The following is an 11,771-nucleotide window of genomic DNA, read 5'->3' on the forward strand; positions in this document are numbered from 1 at the left end:
GCATGAGCTGGCTGCAGGTGCAATCGGCCCTTGGATTGCTGGGGCTGGCCGCGCTGGCCTGGGCCTGTGGCGGCTTCCGCCGGCCGGTCCCCTGGCGCATCGTCTGGGCCGGGCTCGGGCTGCAGGTCGTGCTGGCCGCGTTGTTGCTTCAGCTGCCGCTGCTGCGGGCGGCGTTCAACTGGCTGGGGCAGGGGGTCGACGCGCTGTCGGCGGCGACCCGCGCCGGCACCTCCCTGGTCTTCGGCTATCTGGGCGGTGGGCCGCTGCCCTTCGCCGAGACGGTGCCGGGCGGCGGCTTCATCCTGTTCTTCCAGGCGCTGCCGCTGCTGCTGGTGGTGGGCGCGCTGTCGGCGCTGCTGTACCACTGGCGCATCCTTCCCGCGGTGGTGAGCGGCCTTTCGGGCCTGCTGCGCCGCGCCTTCGGCATTTCCGGCGCCGCCGGATTCTCGGTGGCGGCCAACGTGTTCCTGGGCATGGTGGAGGCACCGCTTCTGATCCGGCCCTGGCTGGCCCGGCTGAGCCAGGCAGAGCTGTTCATGGTGATGGTGGCGGGCCTCGCCACCATCGCCGGCAACATGCTGGTGATCTACGCGACCCTGCTCGCGCCGGTTGTGCCGGGTGCCGCGGGGCAGTTGCTGACAGCCAGCCTGATCTGTGCCCCCGCCAGCGTGCTGGTGGCCGCCCTGATGCGCCCGCCGCTCGCCGAACCGGTCCTGCCCCAGGTTGAGACGGCCGCGCCGCCCCTCTATGGCAGCGCCATGGAAGCCATCGTCCAGGGCACGCAGGACGGGCTGCAATTGCTGCTGGGCGTGATGGCGACCCTGATTGTCTTCGTGGCACTCGCCGCGCTGGTCAACATGGTGCTGGAGCCGCTCACCGGCTGGACGCTGCAATCCGGGCTGGGATTGGCGTTCCAGCCGCTGGCCTGGCTGATGGGCGTGCCGGCTGAGCACCTTTCCACCGTGGGCGCCAGCCTCGGCACCAAGGTCGTGCTGAACGAGTTCGTCGCCTATCTGAGCTTCGCCAATGGTGGAGGCCTCGGATTGGACGAGCGCTCCCGCCTGATCCTGACCTACGCGCTCTGCGGCTTCAGCAACCTGGGCTCGGTGGGCATCATGCTGGGTGGGATGAGCACCCTGTGCCCCGAGCGCCGCGCCGACGTGGTGCGGCTGGGCTGGCCGGCGTTGGTGGCGGCCAACATCGCCTGCTGCATGACCGGTGCGGTGGCGGGGCTGCTCACCCCGCCCTGAGGCGGCATCCGCTCTAGGCGGATCGCCCTGCTCCCGTCACACTCGCCGGCACGCCCGGCACATGCACGGACCGGGCGAGCAATCAGGGTGGAACCGTTCCTTGACAGTGCCTTTGTGGGTCAGCGCCCTTGCCGCGACCCTGCTCGTTCAGACCGTCAGTTCCTTCGCCTCCCTCGCCGTTCCACTGTTGGGCCCGCCGCTGATGGCCCGGGCCGGCTTGCCGCCGGAAGGCATCGGCGTGGTGTCGGCCCTGACCTCGGCCGGCATCTGCTGGTGCCTGGCCTGCGGCGGGCCGATGCTCGGACATTACGGGCCGGTCCGCACCCTGCAGATCGCCCTGGCCTGCATCGCCCTCGGCCTCGTGGCGCTGTCGCAGCCGGTGGCGGCGCTGGGCCTGCTGGGCGCGCTCGCCATCGGCTTCGGCACCGGCCACAACACCCCGGCCGGCAGCCAGATCCTGATCCGCGCCGCTCCGCCCCGGCACCGCACGCTCATCTTCTCGATCAAGCAGGCCGGGGTGCCGGCGGGCGGCGCCCTGGCGGGGCTGGTGCTCGCGCCGCTGGTGATGTGGCTGGGACTTTCCGCCACGCTGTGGGCGGTGATCGGCGTCACCCTGCTCACCATCCTGCTGGTGCAGCCCTTCCGGCCACGGCTCGACCAGGATCGCGGGGCAGGGCAGGCCGGCTGGGCCCGTGCCCTGCTCTCGGTCGCCATGCTGGCCCGTTCGACCCGCATCCTCGGCGAGCATCCCACCCTTCCCCTGCTGACCGCGCTCGGCGCATCCTTCTCCGTGCTGCAATCCTGCCTGATGGCCTTCACCGCCACCTACGCCGTCACCCGCCACGGCGCCTCCCTGGCCGAGGCAGGGCTGATCGTCGCGGTGATGCAGGGCGCCAGCATGGTCGGGCGCATCGCCCTCGGCTGGCTCGCTGATCGCATGGGGCAGGCCCTGCGCCACCTCGTCATCCAGGCCTTTATCTCCGCCCTGGCGGTGGCGATGCTGGTCACGCTGGGCGGGGAAAGCCGCTGGGCGCTGCATGGCTGCGCCGCGCTGGTGGGCATCACCGCCATCGGCTGGAACGGCGTGCACATCGCCGAGCTGGCCCGCGTGGCCCCGCTGCACCTGGTGGGCGACGTCACCTCCGCCGCCAGCCTGTTCGGCTTCGCGGGATCGATCTGCGGGCCGCTGGTTTTCACCGCGCTGGTCGCCTGGAGCGGCAGCTACGAGCTGGCCTTTCTCGTCATGGCGGCGCAGCTCGCGGCCTTTGGGGCAGCGGGCCTGCTGATGATGCGCCGCTTCGGCTGAACCCGGCTCAGCCGGGGCGGAACCGCGCCTGCGTGACGCTGTCTCCCTCCAGCGCCGCGGCGATGGCGGCACGCCCGGCCTCGGTGCGCACAATGGCCACGACCTCGGTGAACCAGGGCGCCTCGCCACGGGTCCGGGCCAGGAACAACCGGTCCAGCGCAATGGATACGGGGTTCCGGGGCTGACAGCATGCGCAGCCCACCGGGTGAGCGGTGAGAGGCGGCGCCGCGAAGGGCTCGACCCGTGCAGGAGCGTCGGGCAGGACGGCACCATCTTCGGCCAGCAGCACTGAACCCGGTGGTGCATCGGTGGCCTTCAGCAGGCGGACAGGGGTGCGGGCATCGAGGGACCAAGCCATGACGCTGGACATAAGGATATCCTTATGTCATTCGCAACCCCATGGAGCCTCTGCTGGCGCAACTTCGCGCTGCCGCCGAACCGACCCGCCTGCGCCTGCTGGCCCTCTGCGCCCGCGGTGCCTACTGCGTGTCCGAGCTGTGCGCCATCCTCGGCCAGTCCCAGCCGCGCCTGTCGCGCCACCTGAAGCTGCTGGTGGAGGCGCGCCTGCTGGAACGCCTGCCGGAAGGCGCCAACGTGTATTTCCAGCTGCCTCCCGGCGCCGAGATCGCCCGTCAGATCCTCGCCCGCCTGCCGGAGGACGACCCGACCGTCGCTGCCGACCGCCGGGCCGCCGCCCGCATCGCCGCCGAGCGCGCCCGGGCCGCCTCCGAATCCTTCCGCCGCGACGGCGCCGACTGGGACGAGATGCGCGCCCTGGGCCTGCCCGCCGCCGCCATCGAGGCCGCGTTGCTGGAGGTGCTGCCCGAGCGCCTGGGCCGCGTCGCCGATATCGGCACCGGCACCGGCCGGCTGCTGGAGGTGATGGCGCCGCGCGCCGCCTCGGTGCTCGGCCTCGATGCCAGCCGCGAGATGCTGGCGCTGGCCCGGGCGCGGCTGGGCGAGCGGGACCTGCCCAACGCCACCGTGCGGCTGGCCGACATGTACCGCCTGCCGCTGCCCGATGCCGGATTCGACGCCGCCACCCTGCAGATGGTGCTGCATTACGCCGACGACCCGGCGGCGGCCTTGGCCGAGGCGGCACGGCTGCTGAAGCCCGACGGGCTGCTGGTGGTCATCGACCTCGCCGCCCATGGGCGAACCGATCTGCTGAACACCCTGGCGCATCGCTGGCCCGGCTTCGACGATGCGGCCATGGCCGGATGGTTCGGCCAGGCCGGCTGCGCCCCGCTTCCATCCGTCGGGATCGGCGGCCCGATCCCGGTGCGGCTCTGGCCGGCACGGCGTCTGTCCGTTCCGGTCGGCGCCACGCCCGAACCCGTTCTGAATCTCTGAAAGAGAGGCCCCTCCCATGGCCCGTCCGCCTCTGCTGGAAGCCCTGCGCGACCGCGTCCTGCTCTGCGATGGTGGCATGGGCAGCCGTGTCCAGGCGCTGACGCTCGACGTCGAGAAGGATTACTGGGGCAAGGAGAACTGCACCGAGGTGCTTTGCCTGTCCCGTCCCGACCTCGTGCGCGAGATCCATCGCGGCTATTACGAGGCCGGGTCGGACATGGTGCTGACCAACTCCTTCGGCGGCTCGCCCATCACGCTGGAAGAGTTCGAGCTGGGCGCCCGCGCCTTCGAGATCAACAAGCTTTCCGTCGAGCTGGCGCGCGAGGCGGCGGAAACCTTTGCCGATGGCCGCGACCGCTGGGTGATCGGCGATATCGGCCCAGGCACCAAGCTGCCGTCCCTCGGCCACATCGATTACGACACGCTGGAAGCAGCCCTGACCGAGCAGTGCCGCGGCCTCATCGCCGGCGGCGCCGACGCGCTGCTGACCGAAACCAACCAGGACACGCTGTTCATCAAGGCGGCGGTGAACGCCGCCAAGATCGCCCTGCGCGAGGCCGGGCGCGACATCCCCATCTTCGTGCAGGTGACGGTGGAAACCACCGGTACGCTGCTGGTCGGCGCCGACATCGCCGCCGCCACCACGGTGATCCAGGCGCTGGACGTGCCGCTGATCGGCCTGAACTGCGCCACTGGCCCGCAGGAAATGGCCGAGCATGTGCGCTACCTGGCGCAGAACTGGCCCGGCCTGATCTCCTGCCAGCCCAACGCCGGCCTGCCCGAGCTGGTGGATGGCAAGACCCACTATCCGCTGGGCGCTGCCGAAATGGCCTCCTGGATGGAGCGCTTCGTTTCCGAGGACGGCGTTAACCTGATCGGCGGCTGCTGCGGCACGTCGGTTCCGCACATCCAGGCGCTGGACGCCATGCTGCGCCGGGTGGATGGCGGCCGCTTCCGCCCCGCGCCGGTTGCGCGCCGCGTCCACTGGGTGCCGCAGGTGGCGAGCCTGTACGGCGCGACCACGCTCCGGCAGGAGAACAGCTACTTCTCCATCGGCGAGCGCTGCAACGCCAACGGCTCCAAGGCATGGCGCGAGCGGCAGGCGGCGCATGACTGGGATGCCTGCGTTTCCATCGGGCGCGAACAGGTGGGCGAGGGCTCCAACTCCCTCGACATCTGCACCGCCTTCGTCGGCCGCGACGAGATGGCGGAGATGAACGAGGTGGTCCGCCGCTTCACCGGCTCGGTCAACGCGCCGCTGGTGATCGACAGCACCGAGACGCCGGTGATCGAGGCGGCGTTGAAGCTGCATGGCGGCAAGCCGATCATCAACTCGATCAACTTCGAGGATGGCGAGGGCCACGCGACGGACCGCCTGAAGCTCGCCAAGAAGTTCGGCGCCGCGGTGATCGCGCTGACCATTGACGAGGTCGGCATGGCGAAGACGCCCGAAGACAAGCTGCGCATCGCCGAGCGCCTGGTGGACTTCGCCTGCAACAAGCACGGCCTGCCGCAAAGCGACCTGCTGATCGACCCGCTGACCTTCACCATCGCCACCGGCAACGAGGATGACCGCAAGCTCGGCCTGTGGACGCTGGAAGGCATCCGCATGATCCGTGACAAGTTCCCGGACATCCAGATCATCCTCGGCCTGTCCAACATCTCCTTCGGCCTGAATCCCGCCTCGCGCCACGTGCTGAACAGCGTGTTCCTGGATCACGCGGTGAAGGCGGGCATGACCGGCGCCATCGTCCACGTCTCCAAGATCAAGCCGCTGCACTCCATCCCGCCGGAAGAGGTGAAGGTCGCGGAAGACCTGATCTTCGACCGCCGCGAGGAAGGCTACGACCCGCTGCAGAAGCTGCTGGAGATGTTCGCCGGCCGCAAGGCGGCGGATTCCGCCAAGAAGGTGAAGGCCGAGACGGTGGAGGGCCGCCTCAAGGACCGCATCGTCGATGGCGACCGCAAGGGGCTGGACGACGAGCTGGCCGACGCCCTGGCCAAGGGCATCGCGCCGCTCGACATCATCAACGGCATCCTCCTCGACGGCATGAAGGTGGTGGGCGAGCTGTTCGGCGCGGGCAAGATGCAGCTCCCCTTCGTGCTGCAATCGGCCGAGACGATGAAGTCCGCCGTCGCCTATCTCGAGCCGCACATGGAGAAGATCGAGGGGCAGGAGAAGGGCACTATCGTGCTCGCCACGGTGAAGGGCGATGTGCATGACATCGGCAAGAACCTGGTCGACATCATCCTCACCAACAACGGCTACAAGGTCGTCAATCTCGGCATCAAGGTGCCGCTGAACGACATGGTGGCCGCGGTGCGCGAGCACCGGGCGCATGCCATCGGCATGTCCGGCCTCCTCGTGAAGTCGACGGTGGTGATGAAGGAGAACCTGGAGGAGATGTCGCGCCAGGGCGTCGAGGTGCCGGTGCTGCTCGGCGGCGCCGCGCTGACGCGCAACTTCGTCGAGGATGATTGCGTCCGCGCCTATGCCAACGGCAAGGTCGCCTATGCCCGCGATGCCTTTGACGGCCTGCACCTGATGGACAAGGTGATGGGCAACGGCTTCGAGGACTATCTGGCCGCGCTGCAATCCAAGCGCTCCGGCAAGTCCAAGAACAGCACGCGCACGCTGGGCACCGCCGATCCGCGCGGCTTCGCGCCCGTGGATCTGGGCTATGCCGCCGAGCGGCGCCGCCGCCTGACGGCGGAGGAGGCCGTGCCGGTGCCGCCCTTCTGGGGCTCCCGCATCGTGCAGGCCGATCCGCGCGCCATCGTGCCCTTCGTCAATGAGCGCTCGCTCTACCAGTTCCAGTGGGGATTCCGGAAGCAGGGCCGCAGCCTGGAAGACTTCATCGGCTGGGCGAAGCAGGAGCTGCGCCCTGTGCTGAAGCGCATGCTGGCGCTTTCGGAGGCGGAGCAGATCCTCACGCCGCAGGCCATCTACGGCTATTGGAAATGCGCCGGCCAAGGCAACGACGTCATCCTGTTCGAGGAGGATGGCGAAACAGAAGTCGGCCGCTTCACCCTGCCGCGCCAGCCGAAGCAGGATGGCGACTGCATCGCCGATTTCGTGCGCGACATCGGCGACGGGCCCGCGAACCGCGATGTCATCGGCCTGCAGGTCGTCACCGTTGGCCAGAAGGCCAGCGACATCGCGCGCGACTGGTTCGAGAACAATCGCTACCAGGACTATCTCTACCTGCACGGCCTGTCTGTGGAGATGGCCGAGGCAATGGCCGAGTACGTCCACAAGCGCATCCGGGCCGAGCTCGGCTATGCCGGGGAGGATGACCGCGACATGGAGAAGATGCTGTCGCAATCCTATCGCGGCGGCCGCTATTCCTTCGGCTATCCCGCCTGCCCGCGGCTGGAGGACCAGGAGCCCCTGCTGAAGCTGCTCGGCGCGGAGCGCATCGGCGTTTCCATCAGCGACGAGTGGCAGCTCCATCCGGAGCAATCCACCAGCGCCATCGTGCTGCACCACCCGCGGGCGAAGTACTTTTCCGTCTGAACGATGGCTGGGGCGCGCAGGCCCCGGCCGGGCCTGCCGCTACCGCTTCGGCCCGATCTGCTCCGCCTGCGCGCCAGAGGTGGGCCGGGCCGGGCCCAGCACCGGCTCCTCACCCAGCGGCATGGACTGGATGGTGGAGAACTGGGCCTTTCCGTCCATGGAACGGCCGGTGTTGAAGCGGCCGGTCGGCGGCGGTGCGCCATTCACCTCCGTGCCCATGTAGACATAGCTGAACTCCTCCTTCTCCATCGCCTGGTCGAAGCTGTTGGGGATCGGCAGCGCGGCCGCGCCGCCCAGCTCCTCGATCGCCGCCAGCCATTGCTGCTGGTGCATGGTGTCGCGCGCGATCAGGAAGCTCAGCATGTCCTTCATGCCGGAATCGTGCGCGGCGTTGTAGAGGCGCACGGCCAGCGTCCGACCCGTCGCCTCGGCCGCGACATTGGCGTACATGTCACCGGCCAGGTTGCCGCTGGCATAGACGTGCGAGCAGTCGAAGGGCACGCCGTCGGAATTCACCGGCATGGCCGCCAGGCCGCTGGAGAGCAGGTGCCGCTGCAACATGCCCTCAACCACATGGCGCGGCCGCTCGCCTCCCATCACCGCGTTCACCACCGGATTGGCCTCCGCCGCGCTCTCCTGCAGGCTGAGCGGCGCCTCCTCCAGGTTCATCGCAACGGCCGTGGCCAGCATCTCGATATGGCCGATCTCCTCCGTCGCGGTGTGCAACAGCATGTCGCGCCACTTGTTGTTCGGTCCGCGCGCGCCCCAGGCCTGGAAGAAGTACTGGAGGCAGACGCGGATCTCGCCCTCCACGCCGCCGATCGCCTGCTGCAGCTGACGCGCGAAGAGCGGATCGGGCGCCTCAACACGAACCGGATACTGAAGACGCTTGTCGTGGAAATACATAGGCGTGTTCTCCTCGTGGAAGGCCCGCCATCCGAAGCCGCGCCGATGGCGCAAAGTTGCCGCGCGGCAAAAGGCAGATCTGCCGCGAGGGGCGGCTGCTGCTTGGCATTTAACGGTTGCGCGGCTCTTGCGGGGATGGTTTTCAGACGCCGCAGTGGCGGCGGGAAAAACGGATTGTGATCGGACGCGCGGCGAAGCTGGCGATGGGCAGTCTGGCGGTCGCCATGGTCGTTCTGGCCATCAAGGGGGCGGCCTGGTGGGTGACGGGAAGCGTCGCGCTGCTGGCCGACGCGCTGGAATCCATCGTCAACGTGGCGGCGGCCTGCGCTGCCCTGGTGGCGGTGCATCTGTCCGCGACGCCGCCCGATGCCAACCATCCCTATGGCCATGCCAAGGCGGAGTATTTTTCCGCCGTGCTCGAAGGGGTGCTGATCGTTGTCGCCGCCCTGCTGATCCTGCGGGAAGCGTGGGGCGCCATCTGGGCGCCCTCCGCGCCGGACATGCCGGGGCCGGGCCTCGCCCTGTCGGTGCTGGCCACAACGATCAACGGTGTCTGGGCCTGGTGGCTGCTGCGCGAGGGGCGCCGCCTGCGCTCTCCCGCCCTGGTCGCCGACGGGCGCCACCTGGTGTCCGACGTCGTGACCTCGGTGGGCGTGGTGGCCGGCGTCGGCGCGGTGGCGCTTACCGGCGTGCTGTGGCTCGACCCGCTGTTGGCGGCGTTGACGGCGGTGAACATCCTTGTCTCCGGCGGCCGCCTGCTGCGGGAAAGCGTTGGCGGGCTGATGGACGAGGCGGTGGAGCCCGCGCTGCTGGCCCGCATCCGCTGCCTGGTCAGCCAGGAAGCGGCCGGCGCGCTGGAAGCGCACGACCTGCGCACGCGTCATTCCGGCCGCACCACCTTTGTCGAGTTCCACCTCGTGGTGCCCGGGGAGATGCGCGTGGCTGAGGCGCACGACATCTGCGACCGCATCGAGGTCGCGCTGAAGGCCGAGCTGGAAACCGCCGTCATCACCATCCATGTGGAGCCGGAGATGAAGGCCAAGCACCAGGGCGTGCTGGTGCTGTGAAGGAGGGCGCATGGTCCGGCTCGATGTGATCACCACGCGCGGCGGCGACGCCGGGCAGACCTCGCTCGGCGACGGCACGCGCGTGGCCAAGGATTCCCTGCGGGTCGAGGCCATCGGCATGGTGGACGAGGCCAATGCCGCGCTCGGCCTGCTCCGCCTGCACACGGCCGGCGATCCGCGGGACGCGATGCTGGCGCGCATCCAGAACGACCTGTTCGACCTTGGCGCAGATCTGTGTGTGCCGGGCACGGAGGCGGAGGGCAGGCTGCGCGTTTCCGACACCCATTGCGCCCGGCTGGAAGCCGAGATCGCCGCACTGAACGCGAAGCTGCCGCCGCTGCGCTCCTTTGTGCTGCCCGGCGGCACGCCCGCCGCGGCGCATGCCCACCTGGCCCGCACCACGGCACGCCGGGCCGAGCGCGTGGTGGTGGCCCTGGCCGCCGCGGAGGCGGTGAACCCGGCGGCGATCCGGTACCTGAACCGCCTGTCCGACCACCTCTTCGTGCTGTCACGGGCGCTGAATGCAGGTGGCGACGTGCTCTGGGTGCCGGGCGGCGGAGGCTAAACGAAGCGGTCCTTCCAGGCCGGCATCGCGTCCGGCCAGGGCAGGGCGGTGGCCTCGAACACGCCGCGCGCCACGGCCCGGGCCACCGCCAGCGTCGCGGCATGGCCGATCTCCGTCAGCTCCGCCACCGCGTTGCCCAGCGCCCGCGCTCCGGTGCTGGCGGCGAACATCGTGTCGCCGTCCAGCGGCGCGTGGGCCGGCAGGATGGCGCGGGCGATGCCGTCATCCGCCATGCGTGCCAGGCGATGCAACTGCGCCTTGTCCAGCGCCGCATCCGTCGCCACCAGTCCGATGGTGGTGGCCGTCCCGCTCAGGCCCTTCAACCGCGGCGCCCGGTGCTCCGGCAACATCGGAATGGGCAGGCCAAGCCCGCCGAACTCTGCTCCTTCCTCGAACGGCGCGGCCCAGAAATGCGGCCCCTCCCCCACCAGCGCCGAGCCCAGGGCGTTCACCGCGACAATGGCCGCCACGCGGTGCCCCGCCCGCGTCAACGCGCTGGCCGAGCCGATCCCGCCCTTGGCGGTTGCCGTGGTGGCCCCGGTCCCAACGCCCACCGAGCCCAGCGCGAAGTTCCCCGGCCGTGCCGCGCGCGCTGCCTCGTAGCCCAGCTCGCGGTAGGGGCTGAACCGCCCCCAATCCTTGTTGCCGCCATTCAGCAGGTCGAACAGGATGGCCTGCGGCGCCAGGGGGATGCGCATCCGGCCGAAGGCAAGGCCACGCCCATCCTCGCGCAGCGCCGCCTGCACGCCCCCCGCCGCATCCAGCCCGAAGGTCGATCCCCCGGAGAGCACGAAGCCATTCACCTGCCCCACGCTCATCTCCGGGCGCAGCAGCTCCGTGTCGCGCCCGCCCGGCGCGCCGCCGCCGATCACGCCCGAGGCCGTGGCCGGCGTGTCGAACAGGATGGCGGTGACGCCCGAGCCGAGCGCCAGGTCGGTGGCGTGTCCGACGCGCAGGCCGGGAATGTCGGTCAGCAGGTTCAGCATGCGATCCTGGCCTCCTCAAGGGGTGAGCAGCCTGTCGCGCCGCGCAGCGACGATCAACCGTTCCGCCGCAAGCGGGGACAGGGTAGGACAGGGCAGGCAGCAGGAGCCTCGCCATGCGGATGATTGGCCTGATCGGCGGCATGAGCTGGGAAAGCTCCGCCGAGTACTACCGGATCCTGAACCGGGGTGTGCGCGACCGGCTGGGGCCGACCGCTTCCGCGCGCTGTCTGCTATGGTCCTTCGATTTCTCCGAGATCGAGGCGCTGCAACATCGTGGCGACTGGCCCGCGCTGGCGGACCGCATGGTCGATGCCGCCCGCCGGCTGGAAGCGGCCGGCGCCGGGGTGCTGCTGATCTGCACCAACACCATGCACCGCATGGCGCCCGAGGTGCAGGCCGCGGTGGGCGTGCCGCTGCTCCACATCGCCGATCCCACAGCGGAGCGCATCCGCGAAGCAGGCTTCCGCCGGGTGGGCCTGCTCGGCACCGCCTTCACCATGGAACAGGATTTCTACAAGGGCCGCCTGGCCACGCGCCATGGGCTGGAGGTGCTGGTGCCCGGCGAGGCCGACCGCGCCACCGTCCACCGCATCATCTACGAGGAACTGGTGGCCGGCGAGGTCCGGCCCGAATCGCGGGAGGCCTACCGCGCCGTCATCGGCCGGCTGGTGGAGCAGGGCGCGGAGGCGGTGATCCTGGGTTGCACCGAGATCATGCTGCTGTTGGGGCCCGGGGACAGCCCGGTGCCGCTGTTCGACACCACGGCCCTGCATGCGGAAGCCGCGGTGGCGGCGGCCCTCGCCGGCTGAGGCATCGGCGCC

General features: G+C 70.0%; 10 protein-coding genes. 7 read left to right on the forward strand and 3 right to left on the reverse strand.

Annotated features, from left to right (window positions below; translation table 11 throughout):
* Positions 1-2 precede the first annotated feature (2 nt).
* Positions 3-1,250 carry a NupC/NupG family nucleoside CNT transporter gene (locus ACFOD4_RS09470; RefSeq protein WP_379595883.1) on the forward strand — a complete coding sequence of 416 codons (1,248 nt, stop codon included), beginning with the start codon at positions 3-5 and terminating at the stop codon, positions 1,248-1,250.
* 106 nt (positions 1,251-1,356) lie between these two features.
* The gene (locus ACFOD4_RS09475) at positions 1,357-2,556 is read left to right on the forward strand and encodes an MFS transporter (protein ID WP_379596072.1); all 1,200 of its coding nucleotides are present in this window, start codon (positions 1,357-1,359) and stop codon (positions 2,554-2,556) included.
* 7 nt (positions 2,557-2,563) lie between these two features.
* Here the strand turns inward: ACFOD4_RS09475 and ACFOD4_RS09480 are convergent, their stop codons facing one another.
* A complete protein-coding gene (locus ACFOD4_RS09480) occupies positions 2,564-2,926 on the reverse strand; it encodes a hypothetical protein (RefSeq protein ID WP_379595885.1) in 363 nt (120 codons plus the stop codon).
* Between the two features lie 29 nt (positions 2,927-2,955).
* Between ACFOD4_RS09480 and ACFOD4_RS09485 the strand changes: the two genes are divergently transcribed.
* Positions 2,956-3,909, forward strand: coding sequence for an ArsR/SmtB family transcription factor (locus tag ACFOD4_RS09485; RefSeq protein ID WP_379595887.1), 954 nt, complete (start codon positions 2,956-2,958; stop codon positions 3,907-3,909).
* A 16-nt stretch (positions 3,910-3,925) separates the two neighbouring features.
* Entirely contained in the window at positions 3,926-7,426 is a 3,501-nt protein-coding gene (gene metH / locus ACFOD4_RS09490; protein WP_379595889.1) for a methionine synthase, read from the forward strand.
* A gap of 39 nt (positions 7,427-7,465) precedes the next feature.
* Here metH and ACFOD4_RS09495 read toward each other — a convergent pair whose 3' ends face one another.
* A complete protein-coding gene (locus ACFOD4_RS09495; RefSeq protein ID WP_379595891.1) occupies positions 7,466-8,332 on the reverse strand; it encodes a manganese catalase family protein in 867 nt (288 codons plus the stop codon).
* Between the two features lie 179 nt (positions 8,333-8,511).
* Here ACFOD4_RS09495 and ACFOD4_RS09500 point away from each other — a divergent pair, with 179 nt between their 5' ends.
* Both ACFOD4_RS09500 and ACFOD4_RS09505 read left to right on the forward strand, forming a co-directional pair.
* Positions 8,512-9,399: a cation diffusion facilitator family transporter gene (locus ACFOD4_RS09500; protein ID WP_379596073.1), complete on the forward strand. Its 888-nt coding sequence runs from the start codon at positions 8,512-8,514 to the stop codon at positions 9,397-9,399.
* Positions 9,400-9,409: 10 nt separating this feature from the next.
* Positions 9,410-9,964 carry a cob(I)yrinic acid a,c-diamide adenosyltransferase gene (locus ACFOD4_RS09505; protein WP_379595893.1) on the forward strand — a complete coding sequence of 185 codons (555 nt, stop codon included), beginning with the start codon at positions 9,410-9,412 and terminating at the stop codon, positions 9,962-9,964.
* On the opposite strand, the gene ACFOD4_RS09510 is transcribed toward ACFOD4_RS09505, so the two are convergent.
* On the reverse strand, positions 9,961-10,950 hold the full coding sequence (locus tag ACFOD4_RS09510) for a P1 family peptidase (protein WP_379595894.1): 990 nt from the start codon (positions 10,948-10,950) through the stop codon (positions 9,961-9,963). The two genes, ACFOD4_RS09505 and ACFOD4_RS09510, sit on opposite strands and share 4 nt — an antisense overlap.
* A gap of 113 nt (positions 10,951-11,063) precedes the next feature.
* Between ACFOD4_RS09510 and ACFOD4_RS09515 the strand changes: the two genes are divergently transcribed.
* Positions 11,064-11,759, forward strand: a complete 696-nt coding sequence (locus ACFOD4_RS09515; protein WP_379595896.1) for an aspartate/glutamate racemase family protein — start codon at positions 11,064-11,066, stop codon at positions 11,757-11,759.
* Positions 11,760-11,771 lie beyond the last annotated feature (12 nt).

Source organism: Teichococcus globiformis (genome assembly GCF_042646265.1).
In the GTDB taxonomy this organism is placed as follows: Bacteria; Pseudomonadota; Alphaproteobacteria; order Acetobacterales; family Acetobacteraceae; genus Pseudoroseomonas; species Pseudoroseomonas globiformis.

What these genes read in the sequence shown, in the direction of transcription:
- ACFOD4_RS09470 (WP_379595883.1), top strand. Translation starts at nt 3, where the DNA reads ATGAGCTGGCTGCAGGTGCAATCGGCCCTTGGATTGCTGGGGCTGGCC.
- ACFOD4_RS09480 (WP_379595885.1), bottom strand. Translation starts at nt 2,926, where the DNA reads ATGTCCAGCGTCATGGCTTGGTCCCTCGATGCCCGCACCCCTGTCCGC.
- ACFOD4_RS09485 (WP_379595887.1), top strand. Translation starts at nt 2,956, where the DNA reads ATGGAGCCTCTGCTGGCGCAACTTCGCGCTGCCGCCGAACCGACCCGC.
- metH (WP_379595889.1), top strand. Translation starts at nt 3,926, where the DNA reads ATGGCCCGTCCGCCTCTGCTGGAAGCCCTGCGCGACCGCGTCCTGCTC.
- ACFOD4_RS09495 (WP_379595891.1), bottom strand. Translation starts at nt 8,332, where the DNA reads ATGTATTTCCACGACAAGCGTCTTCAGTATCCGGTTCGTGTTGAGGCG.
- ACFOD4_RS09505 (WP_379595893.1), top strand. Translation starts at nt 9,410, where the DNA reads ATGGTCCGGCTCGATGTGATCACCACGCGCGGCGGCGACGCCGGGCAG.
- ACFOD4_RS09510 (WP_379595894.1), bottom strand. Translation starts at nt 10,950, where the DNA reads ATGCTGAACCTGCTGACCGACATTCCCGGCCTGCGCGTCGGACACGCC.
- ACFOD4_RS09515 (WP_379595896.1), top strand. Translation starts at nt 11,064, where the DNA reads ATGCGGATGATTGGCCTGATCGGCGGCATGAGCTGGGAAAGCTCCGCC.